Here is a 16,961-nt window from a genome sequence, read left to right on the forward strand (position 1 = left end):
TTGTTATGATCGATGATCTTGGAATCAAGTCTGCTTTTGCCTCTATAACCAGTCAGGCGCTGTTAAAGGCGTTACTCGTTATCATTATTGCGTCTCTTGTCATAGTGGCGGTGCAGAAGGTGCTTCCCCGGGTTGCAGAGAAGCTGGGTGGTAAACCGCGCCTATACCTTTTGGCTTCTGTTCCTTTACTCAGATTGCTGATTATTTTCGCCACGATCACGGTTGTAGTTCCGATTTTGGTAGAACCGTCGTTCGAAAATATGGTGGCTATTTTCGGGGCGCTTGCCCTGGCGCTTGGCTTTGCTTTCAAGGATTACGCCAACAGCCTGATCGCCGGTATTGTTACTTTGTACGAAATGCCTTACCGGCCAGGTGACTGGATTGAGGTCGATGGCCAATACGGCGTAGTACGAGCCATCAATACGCGGGCTGCCGAGATTGTTACACCTGACGATACGGTAGTGATCATTCCTCACAATAAGCTGTGGAATTCCCTGATTGCCAACGGAAACGACGGCACAGATAACCTGATGTGCACGGCAGACTTTTATCTGGAGGCTAATCATGATGTCAGTCAGGTTCGTGATTTGCTTCGGGATGTAGCGTTTACCAGCCCGCGAACCAAAACCTGGCAGCCAGTGCTGGTGATTGTGTTTAATAAGCCTTGGGGCATGCACTACCGGGTGAAGGCCTACCCGTTTGATCCTAAAGAGCAGTTCCAGTTTGTATCCGAGCTTACAGCTCGAGGTTCTGCAGAGCTGGCACGGCAAAATGTGAAATTTGTCTCTGTGCCGGTTGTGGCAGATTGAGTTGAGGCATGGTGGCTAGGCAAATCAAAAAGCCCCGCTTGGCGGGGCTAAACTGACGAACAGTTTGTCTGGATTTGACCCGCGCTTACATCAGCGCGTCAACACGGTTACGGATCTTTGGCTCGCTGCTGTAGGCGGTTGCAATGGCATTATAGGTTGGGATATCCATTCCTGAATCCTCAATGACCGATACCATTTGATCGTTAGCTTCCATCTGCAGTTTCTGAGCTTCCTGCTGGGAGTCCGCTGATTCAATTTTGTCTATGTACTCTTCACGCACTTCTGAAATGCCTTCCTGCGCTTCAATAAACTTTTTCAGCTCGGCGTCGTTGTAATGGGTGTTCTGCGTACCTGCAGCTGCAGGGTTTGAGTAACCTTCTGAGCCTCCGGTGGCTACAGGGTTCTGCTCAGCCATTGTGGGCGCTGCTGCCAGTAGGGCAATGGATGCGGTAATGGATACGAGTAGCTTGTTCATATTCATAATCGACTTCTCCTGTTTGATTTGCGTTCACCAAAGACATATCAAGCCTCGTGCCAGTTTCTGTATATTTTATTTATTGTTTATAAATCATAGGTTTATAGTTTTCTGTGGTTAATCCTGCGTAATGAAGGTTGAGACGAAATGTCACATGTGGCAGAAGAGTGTGGCATTTATGTAGTTGGAGCTTGAATGAAACCGTCTCTCAGAAGCGCCGGCCAAGTATTTGGGTCAATACAACTCACCCTGGTGTTGAGCATTGTCGTCCCCTTGCTGGTCATCAGTGGCCTTGCCATATATCTAGGGTTTGGGGCTGTAGAAAAAGCTCTGAACGACCGCTTGCAGGAAGATCTGGAGCTGGTGGCCCGAGCTGCCAGCGGCCCCCTTTCCCGAGCCATGCAGGAAAACGATGAGTTGGTTATAGGCGACTCTCTGAGATCAATATTCCGGATTGGTCGCGTGTCCGGTGCATCGGTTTTCGATAAAGGCGGAGCCCGGATTGCCAGTCTCGGCCTGGCAGATACAGATGTAGGGAACAGCGCCAGCGCTGAGCAGGTCATTAACAGTGGCGAGCTTGGCGGGGCCTTTCGGCGGGTAGATGGGCAATCTGTATTCTCGCACTTTACGCCTCTGGTGGCCGACGATGGCCGAATACAGGGGTTGCTGCAAATCACCCGCAAGCGTAGTGATTTTCATGAGTTGCTGGCCTCAAGCCGCCTTTGGGCTGTGTCTATCTGGTCTGCGCTTGCGATAACAATCATCCTGGTGGTTGTGCTTGGGCACTATGGAACCGTCGGCCGCCATGTCAGTCGCCTGTTAAGCGCTATGAGTGAGCTGGCACCCGGCAACTGGCAGTTTGACGCGGAACCATCTGGCCCCCGCGAGCTGCGGCAGATATATGGTGGTGTTCGGGACATGGGCCAGCGCATGGCTCGGGCAGAAGAGGAAATACAGCAGCGTGTGATCACAGAGCGTCAACTTGCCGAGCGCCTGGAATATCAGGAAAAGATTGCCATGATCGGGCGAGTGGCGGGCGGGGTTGCCCACGAGCTTGGCGCACCCTTGAACGTGATTCAGGGGCGCGCAAACATTCTGGCTCGCCATGACCTCACGGATGAACAGCGACGGCAACTGGATGATATCGGTTACCAGGTGGGGCGAATGACCACCATCATTCAGCAGCTTTTGGATTGCTTCCGCCATGTGCCGGATTCAAGGCGGCCGATCAGCCTCAATGCTGTCCTCAAAGATGTACTGGACCGCGCCGGTGAAGATGAGAAGTGCCATGGGAAGCGCCTGCTAAGCCGAGGGCTTGAAGTGGGTGCCTGGATCAGGGCAGAACCTGTGAGGTTGGAGTTGGCCTGTTTGAATGTAGTGCGCAACGCCTGCCAGGCTGCTCGCGCTGAGGTGGCTTTGTCGCTGCACCGTTATGATAGCGAGTGGGAGGTGCGGGTTGAGGATGATGGACCAGGCATAGCCACTGAGAAAAGAGACGCAGTGTTTGAACCGTTTTACAGTACCCGGCCGGCTGGGGAAGGCACGGGGCTTGGGCTGGCGATGGTCAGCAGTATTCTTAAAGAGCACAGTGGCCGGATTGAAATCGGAAACAGTGAATCGGGAGGATGCAGAATGAGCCTGTACTGGCCAGTGGAGACGGGGGTATGAGCCAATTCAAAGCAAGGATTTTGCTCCTGGAAGACGACGCCAGCCTGGGGCTGTTATTGAGTGAGGAGCTTGCGCTGGATGGCTATAGCGTGAGCCGCGCCGGAACAGTAAGTGAAGCTTGCGGAATGCTCAGTGCAGAAACACCCGACCTGGTGGTATCAGATCTGCGCCTGCCAGATGGCGATGGGCTGGAGCTACTCAAGGCAGCTCAGGCTGAAGGTCTCAGCTTGCCCTTTATTATCATTACAGCTTTCGGGACAGTTGATCAGGCCGTTGAGGCATTGCAAGCAGGCGCAGACGATTTTCTCACCAAGCCTTTATCTACTGATCATCTGCGCCTGAAAATACGGCGATTACTCACGCAGGCCGATCTCACAAAACAGCTGAAGCAGTTTCTTGCACACAGTAACACCGATGAATCCCTCGGCCTGATTGGTGAGCATGAAAGCATGGTGCGGCTTAGGTCTGAAATTCGCCAGATTGCCCGCAGTGATGCTGCGGTTTTGATATGCGGCGAAAGCGGAACCGGCAAGGAACTGGTGGCGAGGGCCATTCACCGTGTCAGCGAGCGGAACGCCAAGCCTTTTGTGGCGGTGAATTGTGCGGGTATACCGGCAGAGCTCATGGAAAGTGAGTTTTTCGGCCACGAGGCCGGTGCCTTTACCGGGGCGCGCCAGGCTCGGAAAGGTCTGTTTACAGAGGCTCACGGTGGCACTTTGTTGCTGGATGAGATTGGCGAGATGCCTCTGGCCTTGCAGGCAAAGCTATTGCGTGTGTTGCAGGAAGGCATGGTAAAACCGGTGGGCTCGGATCAGGAAGAGCCCGTGGATGTACGAATTCTGGCCGCCACCCACGTGGATCTGTTGAAAGCTGTGAGTGAGGGAAGCTTCCGGGAAGACCTCTATTATCGGTTGGAGACTCTGAGCCTGCGCATTCCGGCGTTGCGTGAGCGAGGTGATGATGTTGACCTGCTTGCAATGCACTTTCTCCGTGAAGCTGCCCGCCGACATCAGCGCGGATTTCTGAAGCTCAGCCAGGTAAGCTCCCGCACTCTTATGGATTACCCGTTTCCGGGCAATGTCCGTGAACTGGCCAGTGCGATCGAGAGGGCGGTGACCTTCTGTGAAGGCGACACCATCCAGCCCGATCATCTGCCAGAACGAGTCCGCAAACGCCAGGGGATTGCCACCACCTCACAGGCCGCGCTTAGCGTCGACAGCATTTCGCAATGGCCAACACTCGACGCCCTCCAGCAAGATTATGTAACTGAGGTGATGAAGGCGGTGGGAGGCAACAAACGCCGAGCTGCTCAAATTCTGGGTATAAACCGGCGCACCTTGTACAGATGGCTGGCGGCAGGTGAACCGGGCCTTGAAGCAAGCGATGAGAGCGGCGCGGTGAGAAGTGGCGCAAAAATACCGAAAGGAGATGTGCAGTGAAAGATCAGAAAACAGCCATGATGTACGGGCTGGGCACTGTGTTGCTCTGGTCTACCGTTGCCACAGCATTCAAACTGGCCTTGGCAGACTTGGCACCCGTGCAAATGTTGCTGGTTGCTTGCTCGGCGTCTGTGGTGGTTATGGCGATCATCCTGATGTTGCAAAAGCGCTGGCATCTGGTGTTTTCGTTACAGAAAAAACAATACATACAATCGTTTGGCATGGGGCTGATAAACCCTTGTTTGTATTATTTCTTTCTTTTTGGCGCATTTGACCGGCTGCCCGCGCAAGAAGCTCAGCCGTTAAATTACACTTGGGCGCTGGTTTTGGCATATTTGTCAGTGCCGTTTCTGGGCCATCGCCTGCGCAGGCTGGATATAGTCGCGGGCCTGGTGTGCTATGCGGGCGTTGTGGTGATTGCCACCCGTGGGGCTGTTACCACTTTGAGTTTCTCAGACCCAATCGGGGTTGCTCTGGCCATAGGCAGCACTCTTGTGTGGGCGTCCTATTGGATTATTGCTACCCGAGATACCCGGGACCCTGTGGTTGGTCTGTTCCTCAACTTTCTGTTCGGGCTCCCTGTTATAGCTTTGATCTGTTGGTGGACAGAAGGACTGTCCCTGCCGGTTTCCGGTTCTCTGGTTGCGGCCCTGTACGTGGGCATATTCGAGATGGGCATCGCCTTCGTGCTTTGGTCTTACGCCATGAAAAAGGCAGAAAACACCTCCAGAGTGAGTAACCTGATCTTTATTTCGCCGTTTCTGTCACTGGTATTCATCTATTTTATTCTGGGCGAACAGATTCTGCCGTCCACATATATTGGCCTGGTGTTGATTATGGCGGGTCTTTGGCTACAGCAAAAAAAAGTGAAAGAGCGAGAGCAGGGGCTGGCAGATGGCCAATGACTGGTTTGTCTATATGGTGCGCACGGCCCGCGGCGCGCTCTATACGGGCATAACCACAGATGTGCCTCGTCGCTTTGCCGAACACCAGGCCGGTGCGCCAAAAGGCGCGAGGAGCCTGAGAGGCAAAGGTCCGCTGGAGTTGGTGCTCAGCTTGCCAGCGGGTGATCGCAGCCGGGCATCCAAGCTGGAGTGGCACATTAAACAGTGGCCAAGGCAGCGTAAGGAGGCGCTCGTTCAGGGTAAGGTCAGTCTGCCAGATGCGCTTTGATATGCTTGCCAGCGGCCTGCACTGCAGCGGAGGCTCGTTTTAGCTGGCCGCTATGCACCTGGAATACGTGCCAGAGGCTGTTGAACACCTCAAACTGGGTAACTACTCCCGCATTCCTTGCAGCATCAGCCAAGCGTTCCGCATCGTTGAGCAGAATTTCCTGACTACCAGCCTGTATCAGCAGAGGGGGTAAGCCCTCAAAGTTACCAAAAACCGGGGATATAAGAGGGTTGGTCAAGGGCTCTTGTCCGGCGTATAGCCTGGCTGCTTTTTCTGTCCAGCGTGCCTGAAGTACAGGTTCGCATTCAGGGGAATACAGGTTTTTTTGGGTCAAATCTGTCCAGGGTGAAAAAACCGTAATTGAAGAGGGGAGCGGTTGATTACTTTCACGCAGACGCATGGCCAAGGCGATAGCGAGTCCGCCGCCGGCTGAATCGCCTGCTATGGCAATCTGCCCAGGTGAATACCCTTCGGTAATCAACGCCTGCCAGGCCGCTTCTGCATCGTCCAACGCTGCAGGGTATGGGTTCTCAGGAGCAAGCCGGTATTCTGGTGCAACCACCATACAGCCAGTGGCTTTGGCCAGGTGTCCGGTAAGGCCCTTGTGAGTGGTTGCAGAGCCGATAATATAACCGCCGCCGTGCAGGTACAGCACTGCGCCACGAGTGACTTTTCCGACAGAGCTTCTGATTGTTGAGAGCCCTGCCAGAGTGCCTGTCTGAAAGCGGCAGTCACGAGGTGGAACAGAGGTTCGGTAGGCTTGGCTAATCAAAGTACGCTGAACTGAAACCGGAATCGCCGGGTGAAGGGCTGGCCTGACCAAACGAGTCACGGTTTGGCGGAGCGCGGTCTCAATTAGGTGTTGCAACATCTGTGTTATACCCCCGCTATGGGTTAGGATTGTGCATCATAATTCGTATTATCTATTCATGACAGGCGTTTAACTCTACGTGTACTGGAAAACAGATACCATAGAAATACCAGACTGGGATCGCAGCTCTCTTTTAAAGAGGCTGGAGCCTTTTGATCCGGGTGGGCGGGAAGAACTCAGTGACGAGATGGTGGCCTACTGCCGCTTTTATGGCCTTGATCTCTGGGTAGAGCACCCCGAAGTTGCCTACCATCAAGGCTATGTGACGGCCGGCGAGCATGAAGTTATGGTGCACTATTTCCGGCTGCCGGAGTCTCAGGCAAAACGGGGTACAGTATTCATTCTGCACGGCTATTTTGATCACGTTGGTTTATATAGCCAGTTGATTGATCGCTGCCTTGGGGCCGGATTTGATGTGCTGACCTATGATCAGCCGGGGCATGGGCTTTCCAGTGGCACACCTGCAGCTATCGGCAGTTTTCTGGAATATCAGGGGGTTTTGTCAGAAGTTCTGGCCCATGTCAGGGATAAAATCCGCGGGCCCTGGTTTGCGGTCGGGCAGAGTACGGGAGGGGCCATATTGATTGACTATCTTCTGTCTAACCACCACTCCACAGAGACATCGGAGTTCCGAAAGGTGGTTTTGTTGGCGCCCCTGGTGCGTCCTGCCGGATGGCTTGGCGCCAAAGTGCTGCACACGCTGGTTAAGCCATTTATGACCCGGTGGCAGCGTGTATTTGCAGCGAATAGCGGTAATACCCGCTTTTTACGCTTTCTGCGTGAGCATGACCCGCTGCAGGCAAGGGCCGTTCACGTTGATTGGGTGAGCGCGCTACGAACATGGATACCGCACATTGAATCGGCTCGCCCGGTGAACTTTCCGGTTACGGTTGTTCAGGGCGAAAAAGATCAGACCGTAGACTGGCAACACAATCTGAGAATCATCCGCAACAAGTTTGCAGCGGTTGAGGAAGTGAGAATAGCCGACGGGCGTCATCATTTGGTGAACGAAGCCAAAGATCTTCAGGCAACCGTGTTCAATACAATTATTGATACGTTTGAGCATTCAGCAGCAGGCGCTCCTGATAGCTTCTGAGGCCATAAGGAAAGGGCTCTGGAGTATGAAAAATTCTCGCTGAGAAGCGTCTGTAAAAAAATCGCGACAGGAGATATGTATGAAAAAAACGATGCTTGCACTAGCAGTGACCACCATGGGCCTTGCCGGCTGCATGACATATGACCCTTACACCGATGAAGAAAAAACCTCGAATGCCACCAAAGGTAGCATTGTTGGGGCCATCGGCGGAGCTGCAATAGGCGCTGCAACCTCAAGCAAAAGCGACCGCGGCAAGGGTGCGTTGATTGGTGCAGCAGGCGGAGCCGCGGTTGGTGGTGGTATTGGCTATTATATGGATCGACAGGAAGCAGAGCTGAGGCACAAGCTGAAAGGCACCGGCGTTCGGGTTGTTCGCAACGGCGATCAGATTGAATTGGTGATGCCCGGTAACATTACCTTTGAGCTGAACCAGACGTCTATCCGCCCTGGCTTTACCGACACTCTTGAATCTGTGGCTCTGGTTTTAAAAGAGTTCGATAAAACCACTATTCAGATAGAGGGTCACACGGACAGCACTGGCGGAGATAGCTACAACCAGCTGCTCAGTGAGCGCCGCGCCGGTTCTGTACGGGATTTCTTGCTGAATCAGGGTATTCAGCCCAATCGTACCCGCGCAGTGGGCTATGGTGAGCGTTACCCTATTGCATCCAATGACACGGCAGCTGGTCGAGAGCAAAACCGTCGTGTAGAGCTGACTCTGGTTCCGCGGCAGTAATCAGCTAGTGGCAAGAGTTCCGGTTTATCCGGGCATAAAAAAACCGGAGCACTTGCTCCGGTTTTTTTATGCTGGTGCCTGTTAGAACAGCACGCGGGCACGAATGGTGCCTTTAACCTGGAGCAGTTTCTCCAGGGCTAGTTCTCCGTAGGCCTTGTCTACGTCAATAACCACGTAACCTATGTCTTCTTTGGTCTGCAGATACTGCCCGCAAACGTTAATGTCGTTGTCGGAGAATACCTGGTTGATTTCAGACATAACGCCTGGCACGTTCTCGTGAATGTGCAGCAAACGATGCTGGTTCGGGTGTGACGGCAGCGCAACTTCCGGGAAGTTAACAGACGACACTGAGGTGCCGTTATCGCTGTACATTGCCAGCTTCTCAGCCACTTCACGACCAATGTTTTCCTGAGCCTCGATGGTGGAGCCACCTACGTGCGGAGTAAGAATTACGTTGTCGAACTCGCGCAGCGGGGAAACAAATTCCTCGTCGTTCGATTTGGGCTCAACCGGGAAAACGTCAACTGCTGCACCCAGCAACTTGCCGCTTCTCAGGGAGTCGGCAAGCGCATCAATATCAACAACCGTACCCCTTGAGGCGTTCATCAGGATAGAGCCAGGCTTCATTTGCGCCAGTTGCTCGGCCTTGAACATATACTTGGTGGCCGGCGTTTCAGGAACGTGCAGGCTTACAACATCGGAAATGTTGAGCAGTTCTTGCAAACTGCCTACTTGAGTGGCGTTACCAATAGGCAGCTTGGAAACCACATCATAGAAGTAAACATCCATACCCAAGCCTTCAGCCAGAACGCTGAACTGGGTACCTATGTTGCCGTAACCGATGATGCCCAGCTTTTTGCCGCGAATTTCGTAGCTGTCCTTTGCTGACTTCTGCCACTCACCGCGATGCGCCTTGGCGCTCTTTTCGGGTACGCCGCGGAGCAGGAGAATAGCCTGCGCCAGAACCAGTTCAGCAACACTGCGAGTGTTGGAAAAAGGTGCGTTGAAAACCGCAATGCCACGACGGGTAGCCGCTTGCAGGTCTACCTGGTTGGTACCAATACAGAAACAACCCACAGCAACCAGTTTCTTGGCTGCTTCAAAAACCTTGGCAGTCAACTGGGTGCGCGAGCGAAGGCCTACAAAGTGCGCATCGGCAATCTTCTCAATCAGGTCTTCCTCGGCCAGAGAGTGACTGAGGTACTCAATGTTGGTGTAACCTGCAGCATTCAGGGTATCCAGTGCGGACTGGTGCACGCCTTCCAGCAGCAGAATTCGGATTTTGCTCTTTTCGAGAGACGTCGTTGACATGGGCTTTGCTTCCGAACCTTTCGTGGCATGAAATCACCTGCAGCCAGTGATCGTCGGGGCTGGCTCACAGAACAGGAGCGGTATGATACCATAAAAGCAACTTTTCACAGCGCGCCGGTTCGTCTGGATCAACTGAACTGAAAACTATTTATTCTGCATGACCGGCCCAACCCTGACGAGACTGAAGCATTCATGAACTCTGAACAGATCATTGCCTCCCTGAAAGAGCTGTTAGCCACCGGTGACGCACCCGGTAAGATTTTGACTGACCCGGCTGATCTGGAGAGTTACGGCAAGGATTGGACGCGTATATACGCGCCGAATCCCATAGCTATTGCTCTCCCGAAAACCACAGAACAGGTTCAAGCGTTGGTGAAGTTTGCCAACGAAAACCGCATTGCGCTGGTTCCGTCTGGTGGGCGGACTGGCTTGAGTGCTGGTGCGGTAGCTGCCAATGGGGAAGTGGTTGTTGCCTTCGATAACATGAATCAGATCCTGGACTTCAGTGCCAGCGACCGACTGGTTCGTTGCCAGGCAGGTGTTGTAACGGAGCAACTGCAGAATTTTGCTGAAGAGAACAATCTTTACTACCCGGTGGATTTTGCATCAGCGGGCTCCAGCCAGCTTGGCGGTAACATCTCTACCAACGCAGGCGGCATAAAGGTTATCCGCTATGGCATGAGTCGCGACTGGGTTGCTGGGCTGAAAGTGGTCACAGGCAAGGGTGATATCCTCGAGCTAAACAAGGATCTGGAAAAGAACAACACAGGCTACGATCTGCGCCATTTGTTCATCGGCGCCGAAGGCACGTTGGGCTTTATTACTGAAGCCACCATGAAGCTAACGCGCCAGCCCGACAACCTCACTGTGCTGGTGCTTGGGCTTAACGACCTGGGTAACACCATGGACGTGCTCAAAGCTTTCCAGGGTGGGCTGGATCTGACGGCTTATGAGTTTTTCTCCCACGAAGCCATGGGGCACGTTTTGGCCCACGGCCAAGTGCAGGCGCCGTTTGAAACCGAAGCACCTTATTATGCATTGCTGGAATTTGAAGCCACTTCGGATCAGGTAATGGACGACGCCATGAGCCTGTTTGAGCAGTGCATGGAAAACGGCTGGGTACTGGACGGCGTCATCAGCCAGAGCGAAACCCAGGCTCAGAACCTATGGCAGCTACGTGAGCGCATTTCTGAATCCATAGCACCACGCACCCCATACAAGAACGACATTTCGGTAGTGGTTTCAAAAGTGCCGGAATTCCTGCAGGAAATTGACGCATTAGTGGCGGAGCAGTATCCGGACTTTGAAATCATCTGGTTCGGCCATATTGGCGATGGCAACCTGCACCTCAACATCCTGAAGCCTGAAGACATGGCAAAAGAAGACTTCTTTGAAAAATGCCAGCAGGTGAACAAGTGGGTATTTGAAATCGTCGAAAAATACCAGGGCAGCGTCTCCGCCGAACACGGCGTAGGCATGACCAAAAAGCCCTACCTGCAATACACCCGCAGCGAGGCGGAGATTGCGTACCTGAGAGGGATCAAGCAGGTGTTCGACCCTAACGGCATCATTAACCCCGGCAAGATATTCGACTAATGCAACGGCATATCGTAGTTCTCACCGGCGCTGGCATCAGCGCCGAAAGTGGTCTCTCCACCTTCCGCGATAACGGCGGGCTATGGGAGCAGCACAGCGTATACGATGTTGCCACCCCCGAAGCCTTCGCCCGAAACAAGGAATTGGTACTGCGCTTCTACAACGAACGCCGCCGCCAACTCGCCAAGGTTCAGCCAAACCGCGCCCACACATTGCTGGGTGAGCTGGAACAGCGTCACCGGGTAACCATCGTCACCCAAAACGTAGATGACCTGCACGAACGCGGTGGCTCCAGCAACGTAATTCACCTCCATGGCGAACTCACCAAAGCCCGCAGCTCGGTTAATCCGGACCTGGTTTACGACATAGGCTACCGTGACATAGAACTTGGCGAGACCTGTGAATATGGGGAGCAACTACGCCCGCACATCGTCTGGTTCGGCGAAGACGTCCCCATGCTACAAGCAGCGGCTGACATAGTTCGCACCGCAGACGACCTGCTGATCGTCGGTACATCACTACAGGTATACCCGGCTGCAGGACTGATTCACGAAGTGGAACGAGACGTGCCGATTACGGTGGTAGATCCCGGCGAAACCGCAGGAGTTTCCCGTGCAAGGGTTATCAGAAAAGGTGCAGGAGAGGGCGTTGCAGAATGGGCAGCGAACTTTTTAGCCAGATAAGCAAGGGGAGCGTCAGCCTTCGACGTGTTGAGAGGTACGGCTGAGGGAACTCCAGGGTACAGCAGGCTTTGGCGGCATGTGACTCCCAAAACTGTGCGGAGCCATGGATGGCGGAGCCAAGCGTACACGGATGTATTCACAGCGTGTTTTGGGAGCCGTATCCCGCCAAGGCCGTCAGCACCAGATTAACCGGCTAGGGTGAGGGCGGCTCGGCAAGATACTTACGAAGCTCCTCCCCAAAAGCCGCCTGAACCCCCAGGCGCTTCAGCATCCAATAATGCCCCGCAATCATCCGATCAATAAAAATACTCTCAACCGGCGGCTTGAACGAATCCAGATACTTGAACACTGTACTCGTCTTCGCCGCCACACTCTTGTGAATACTCGACTCACCAAAATCATAAGGCTGCTCGGAATCAAACGGCACCACAAGAATATCCCGCCACATCGCGTAGTAGGCTTCATCAATAGCCGGCTGGCTCCCAACCCGCGCACCCAAATCAATCAGATAAGAATCCAGCGCCTTATAGTCCTCAGCCAGCGCCGCCGTAACCGCATTACGGTAAGCTTCAACAATCTCCGGCTTCAGCTTCTTAACACAGCCAAAATCGTACATCACAACGCTGCCATCCGGCCGATAGGCAAAATTCCCCGCGTGTGGATCGCCATGAATGCACTGAAAGCGGAATAACTGATCCGCCATGATCTTAAACATACGATGGCCTATCAGATTGATCGTAGCCTGATCATAGCGCTCCGGGGTCACCTCACTCACATGATCGCCTTCCTCCAGAATCAGAGTAAGTACATGGCGGGTTGAGTGACTGGGAATTACGGAAGGAATAACCACCCACGGATCGTTTTTGTGAAACTCGCGGAACAGCGCAATATTGCGGGCCTCATTCTCATAATCCAGCTCTTCCCGCAGACGCTCGCGAATCTCTTTGAACAACTGATCGACCGACTCTTTCGGCATTTTCAGCAGACCGCCAAGCTTCAGCGCCAGCCGAAGTTGTTTCAGGTCTGAATCGCAGGATTCGTCCACGCCCGGGTACTGCACCTTCACAATCACATCCGTGCCGTCATGCAGGCGGGCTCGATGCACCTGGCCAATGGAGGCTGCAGCGTAGGGCTTTTCCTGAAGGTACTCAAACAACTCGCCAACCGGCTTGCCCAGTTCGGTCTCTATCTGTTCAAGGATAATCTCAAACGGCATGGGGGGCGCTTCTTTCTGCAGTTTCTGAAGCGCATCAGAGAACTCACGGGGCAGGAAATCCTGGGTCTGGGAGGCAATTTGCCCCACCTTCATGGCGGCACCTTTCATTTCACCGAGCGTGTCGGTAATGCGGTTGGCCATGCGGGTGTAGCTTTCACTGCGGGCACCTTCGTCGTTTTCGCCGCTGAACAGACTGCGTGCTTTCTGGCCGGCATACTGACCCGCCACCGAGGCAGTCATGCCAGCAAGTTTGAAGAAACGACCACTGCGTGAGGTAACCGGTTTTTTTGCCATGCCTGACTATACGTACTCTTTATAAAGAAAGATTGTGTCAGCCAACGTTAACCACTTTGGTGGAAACGGACAACTGATCTTCCAGTTGTAGCGCCAGTGTTTGCCCTGAGCGTAAAGGACCAACGCCCTTGGGTGTTCCCGTCAGCACTACGTCGCCGGGCAGTAGCGTGAAGTGACGGCTTATATGGGCAATCAGCGGAATGATCGGGAACAGCATGTCCCGGGAGTCACCGCTTTGCTGGCGCTGCTCGTCAATATTCAGACTGAAGGTGATGTGGTCGTTGCGGAAGAGGTCTGCCGCTACAAAAGGAGACAGAGGGCAGGCGCCATCAAAAGCTTTGGCTCGTTCCCAAGGGTGTCCTTTTTCTTTAAGCTGGTTTTGCAGATCCCGAAGGGTCAAATCCAGTGCCAGACCATAACCGAGAATGGCCGCCTGGGCTTCGCTGGCAGATGCATTGGTCAAGGGTTTGCCGATCAGCACCGCCAATTCAGTTTCGAAGTGCACCTCGCCATGACTGGCCGGGAATTCAAGAGGGCGTGTGACATGGGCTGCCGAGGTGGCGGGTTTGATGAACAACAGGGGTTCAGAAGGCACCGGGTTATTGAGTTCTTTCGCGTGCTCCGCGTAATTGCGGCCAACGCAAACAATCTTACCCAATGGCAGGTGCACCGGAGTGCCGTCTTTCCAGTGGTGCTGATAAGAATCCATGACGACCTCCCGGTGCTCTTGCAAAAATAGGGGCTAAGTCTCTATTCGCCCTCAAACGAGCATACAGTATAGACCTTGAGGCCCTCTTCCTGCAGCTTGGCAGATCCGCCAAGATCGGGTAAGTCGATCATGGCAGCCACTTCGATAATTTCAGCACCAATACGGCGAATCAACCTGCTGGCGGCGAGCATGGTGCCACCGGTGGCGATCAGATCGTCCACCAGTATCACTTTGTCACCGGGTTTGAACGCATCCTGGTGTAGCTCAACTGAAGCGGTTCCATATTCCAGCTCGTAGTCTTCCACCAGGGTGTCGAACGGCAGTTTGCCTTTCTTGCGTACCAGTACCAATGAGGCGTTTAGTTCATACGCTAACGCCGAACCGATGATGAATCCGCGGGCATCCACCGCAGCCACAGCATCAATATCGTGGCCATGGTAGCGGTGTACGAACGCATCAATCAGCTTTCGGAATGCAGTTTTATCCTGCAGAACCGTGGTTATATCCCGGAAGTCGACGCCGGGCTTTGGCCAGTTTGGCACTGTGCGGATGGCTTGCTTGATGCTTTGGGCAAAGTAATCCATAAAAAGTCAGGCTCTCATACTGGGCGCAGTTTAACCTGCGTCCAGAAACATGAATTTCAGGATGAAAACAAAAGAGATCACAATAACGCTCACATTCAGGTCAGACCAGCGTCCACTCAGAGCCTTGATCACTGCGTAAGTAATAAAGCCTAGCGCAATGCCGTTAGCGATTGAGAATGTCAGCGGCATTACCAGAGCGGTAACCACAGCTGGCGCTGCATCAGTGATGTCGTCCCAGTCTATCAGCTTGAGGCCGCCGGTCATCAGCACAGCAACGTAAAGCAGTGCGGGTGCTGTGGCATAGGCCGGAATAATGCTCGCGATGGGTGCCAGCAGCAGACACGCCAGAAACAGCAGCGCCACAACCACAGCAGTCAGGCCGGTGCGCCCACCCGCAGAAATACCTGCAGTGGACTCAATGTAACTGGTGGTGGTTGAGGTGCCGAGGGCGGCGCCAGACATGGTTGCGACAGAGTCCGACATAAGGGCACGGCCCAGGCGCGGTAGCTTGCCATCTTTATCCAACAGGCCGCCGCGCTGTGCTGCACCGATCAGCGTGCCCGACGTATCGAACAGATCGACAAACAGGAAAGCGAACACAATGCTGATCATGCCAACGTTCAACGCGCCTGCGATGTCCATTTTCATGAACGTGGGTGCAAGGCTTGGTGGGGCGGAGACAAAGCCATTGTATTCCACCATACCGAGCATCATCGCAATGGCAGTGACCGCAATAATGCCAATCATCACCGAACCGGTTATGCGGCGGAATGAAAGTGCACAGATCAGGACAAAACCGCCAAAAAACAGAAGGCTCTCGGCAGACTTCAGTTCGCCCAAACCAACCAGAGTGGCGGGGTGGTCTACCACGATGCCAGCATTCTTGAGAGCGATCAGTGCCAGGAAGAAACCGATACCGGCTGAAATCCCGAAGCGCAAGGACAGGGGAATGCTGTTGATGATCCATTCGCGGATTTTGAAAATACTCAACAGGAAGAAGATCAGGCCGGAGAGGAACACCGCACCCAGTGCGACTTCCCAGCTATACCCGAGACTGCCTACAACAGTGAAGGCGAAAAAGGCGTTCAGCCCCATGCCCGGAGCCAGGGCAATCGGGTAGTTTGCCCACAGGCCCATGATCAGGGTGCCGATAGCAGCTGCGAGACAGGTTGCTACAAATACCGCACCATAATCCATTCCGGTGGTGGACAGCATGTCCGGGTTGACCACGATAATGTACGCCATGGTCAGGAAGGTGGTGATGCCCGCTACCAGTTCTTTACGAACGTTGGTGCCGTGGGCCTGAAGTTGGAACAGTCGTTCGAGCATGACGGGTGTCTGCCTCTCAGGATGCCAGTGAGTAGGGTGTGGGAGTCTGTTAAGAGCGAAAAACAGTCGATAATCGAAAAAACATGCGTGAAAAAACGGTAATCTTACCGGTTGAGGGTTGCCACGCCAAGTGATGATTAGAGGGCCCGTGATTACAGGCTCTGGCTATCAACTTTGTACAGGATCTCGCTGCAAGCGGATATCGAAACGCACTGCCGCCATCCGGACAATAACGATAAACAGCAAGCCAATGGTCAGTGACAGCGTTTCGCTTGCAAGAGCCCACTGGCACAGGAAATAAAGCCAGCAGCCGGCAAACGAAATAGACGCGTAGATTTGATCTTTACGGAAAATAAAGGGCACCTCATTACAGAGAGTGTCGCGCAGTGCACCCCCAAAGGTGCCAGTCATTACCCCGAGCAATGAAGCGATAAACCATGAGTGCCCCAGATCGAGAGCCAGCTGCGCTCCCAGTATCGAGAAAGTGCCAAGCCCGATGGCGTCTGGAAACACGATCCAGGACTCGCGAATACGTTCTGAACGCTTCCAGTAGCTGAATACAATTGCCATGGCAAGAATCAGGATGGGCTGCTCTTCGTGCTTGATCCAGTAAACCGGATGGTTGTCCATGATGAGATCGCGCAGGGTGCCGCCGCCCAGGGCGGTGATAAATCCGATGGTAAACACCCCGACTGGATCCATATTTTTGGACCTGGCAACGACCATGCCTGAGATGGCAAAGGCGATAATTCCAATCATTTCAAGCAGGTAGATTATATCTGGCATGATGAGCCCTGAGAGGAGGCCGGGTGGTTTTAAAATAGTTCGAGTCAGGAACGCGAAGGATAGCGGAAAACCATAAGTGATTCATCTTCAGGCCAGCGTCTTTGGTATACAGGGTATAAGCTGTGTTTATTGTGATGGATAAAGGTTCTTTATTTGCTTCATGGCGAGAGTCTGTTTAGCTTGGCG

At 53.5% G+C, this 16,961-nt stretch carries 17 protein-coding genes; 9 read left to right on the forward strand and 8 right to left on the reverse strand.

The genetic code is table 11. From position 1 onward, the window contains the following. Positions 1-5: 5 nt before the first annotated feature. Positions 6-809: a mechanosensitive ion channel family protein gene (locus FFI61_RS01570; protein WP_227714547.1), complete on the forward strand. Its 804-nt coding sequence runs from the start codon at positions 6-8 to the stop codon at positions 807-809. An 85-nt stretch (positions 810-894) separates the two neighbouring features. On the opposite strand, the gene FFI61_RS01575 is transcribed toward FFI61_RS01570, so the two are convergent. Next, positions 895-1,290 carry a DUF4168 domain-containing protein gene (locus tag FFI61_RS01575; RefSeq protein WP_227714548.1) on the reverse strand — a complete coding sequence of 132 codons (396 nt, stop codon included), beginning with the start codon at positions 1,288-1,290 and terminating at the stop codon, positions 895-897. Positions 1,291-1,479: 189 nt separating this feature from the next. Between FFI61_RS01575 and FFI61_RS01580 the strand changes: the two genes are divergently transcribed. Genes FFI61_RS01580 through FFI61_RS01595 form a run of 4 tightly spaced genes read left to right on the forward strand, consistent with a single transcriptional unit; the run spans position 1,480 to position 5,564 of the window. Beyond that, a complete protein-coding gene (locus FFI61_RS01580) occupies positions 1,480-2,952 on the forward strand; it encodes an ATP-binding protein (protein WP_200369038.1) in 1,473 nt (490 codons plus the stop codon). Beyond that, a complete protein-coding gene (locus tag FFI61_RS01585; protein ID WP_200202621.1) occupies positions 2,949-4,391 on the forward strand; it encodes a sigma 54-interacting transcriptional regulator in 1,443 nt (480 codons plus the stop codon). Before FFI61_RS01580 ends, FFI61_RS01585 begins: the two co-directional genes overlap by 4 nt. Further along, a complete protein-coding gene (locus FFI61_RS01590) occupies positions 4,388-5,296 on the forward strand; it encodes a DMT family transporter (RefSeq protein ID WP_200369039.1) in 909 nt (302 codons plus the stop codon). Before FFI61_RS01585 ends, FFI61_RS01590 begins: the two co-directional genes overlap by 4 nt. Then, positions 5,286-5,564: a GIY-YIG nuclease family protein gene (locus tag FFI61_RS01595; protein ID WP_200202619.1), complete on the forward strand. Its 279-nt coding sequence runs from the start codon at positions 5,286-5,288 to the stop codon at positions 5,562-5,564. The genes FFI61_RS01590 and FFI61_RS01595 overlap by 11 nt, the downstream gene beginning before the upstream one ends. Here FFI61_RS01595 and FFI61_RS01600 read toward each other — a convergent pair. After that, positions 5,542-6,435, reverse strand: coding sequence for an alpha/beta hydrolase (locus tag FFI61_RS01600; RefSeq protein WP_200369040.1), 894 nt, complete (start codon positions 6,433-6,435; stop codon positions 5,542-5,544). The two genes, FFI61_RS01595 and FFI61_RS01600, sit on opposite strands and share 23 nt — an antisense overlap. Positions 6,436-6,514: 79 nt before the next feature. On the opposite strand from FFI61_RS01600, the gene FFI61_RS01605 reads away from it, so the two are divergent. Then, complete coding sequence (locus FFI61_RS01605) at positions 6,515-7,531, forward strand: alpha/beta hydrolase (RefSeq protein ID WP_200369041.1); 1,017 nt, start codon at positions 6,515-6,517, stop codon at positions 7,529-7,531. A 79-nt stretch (positions 7,532-7,610) separates the two neighbouring features. Next, positions 7,611-8,267 carry an OmpA family protein gene (locus FFI61_RS01610; protein WP_200369042.1) on the forward strand — a complete coding sequence of 219 codons (657 nt, stop codon included), beginning with the start codon at positions 7,611-7,613 and terminating at the stop codon, positions 8,265-8,267. Positions 8,268-8,348: 81 nt separating this feature from the next. Here FFI61_RS01610 and serA read toward each other — a convergent pair whose 3' ends face one another. Then, positions 8,349-9,578 (reverse strand): phosphoglycerate dehydrogenase, encoded by a 1,230-nt coding sequence (gene serA / locus FFI61_RS01615; protein WP_200369043.1) that lies wholly within the window; start codon positions 9,576-9,578, stop codon positions 8,349-8,351. 192 nt (positions 9,579-9,770) lie between these two features. On the opposite strand from serA, the gene FFI61_RS01620 reads away from it, so the two are divergent. Together FFI61_RS01620 and FFI61_RS01625 are read left to right on the forward strand one after the other, a co-directional pair. Then, the gene (locus FFI61_RS01620; RefSeq protein ID WP_200369044.1) at positions 9,771-11,174 is read left to right on the forward strand and encodes an FAD-binding oxidoreductase; all 1,404 of its coding nucleotides are present in this window, start codon (positions 9,771-9,773) and stop codon (positions 11,172-11,174) included. Next, positions 11,174-11,857, forward strand: a complete 684-nt coding sequence (locus tag FFI61_RS01625) for an SIR2 family NAD-dependent protein deacylase (RefSeq protein WP_200369045.1) — start codon at positions 11,174-11,176, stop codon at positions 11,855-11,857. The genes FFI61_RS01620 and FFI61_RS01625 overlap by 1 nt, the downstream gene beginning before the upstream one ends. A 193-nt stretch (positions 11,858-12,050) precedes the next feature. Here FFI61_RS01625 and FFI61_RS01630 read toward each other — a convergent pair whose 3' ends face one another. The 5 genes from FFI61_RS01630 to FFI61_RS01650 all read right to left on the reverse strand — a co-directional run bounded on the left by FFI61_RS01630 (position 12,051) and on the right by FFI61_RS01650 (position 16,775). Then, a complete protein-coding gene (locus tag FFI61_RS01630; protein WP_200369046.1) occupies positions 12,051-13,367 on the reverse strand; it encodes an ABC1 kinase family protein in 1,317 nt (438 codons plus the stop codon). 37 nt (positions 13,368-13,404) lie between these two features. Further along, on the reverse strand, positions 13,405-14,076 hold the full coding sequence (locus FFI61_RS01635; RefSeq protein ID WP_200369047.1) for a fumarylacetoacetate hydrolase family protein: 672 nt from the start codon (positions 14,074-14,076) through the stop codon (positions 13,405-13,407). Between the two features lie 41 nt (positions 14,077-14,117). Beyond that, on the reverse strand, positions 14,118-14,660 hold the full coding sequence (locus FFI61_RS01640) for an adenine phosphoribosyltransferase (RefSeq protein WP_200202610.1): 543 nt from the start codon (positions 14,658-14,660) through the stop codon (positions 14,118-14,120). Positions 14,661-14,690: 30 nt separating this feature from the next. Further along, positions 14,691-15,989, reverse strand: a complete 1,299-nt coding sequence (locus FFI61_RS01645) for an NCS2 family permease (protein ID WP_200202609.1) — start codon at positions 15,987-15,989, stop codon at positions 14,691-14,693. 168 nt (positions 15,990-16,157) lie between these two features. After that, on the reverse strand, positions 16,158-16,775 hold the full coding sequence (locus FFI61_RS01650) for a trimeric intracellular cation channel family protein (RefSeq protein WP_200202608.1): 618 nt from the start codon (positions 16,773-16,775) through the stop codon (positions 16,158-16,160). Between the last annotated feature and the right edge of the window lie 186 nt (positions 16,776-16,961).

The organism is Marinobacter sp. DY40_1A1, from assembly GCF_016597815.1.
GTDB classification, from domain to species: Bacteria; Pseudomonadota; Gammaproteobacteria; order Pseudomonadales; family Oleiphilaceae; genus Marinobacter; species Marinobacter xiaoshiensis.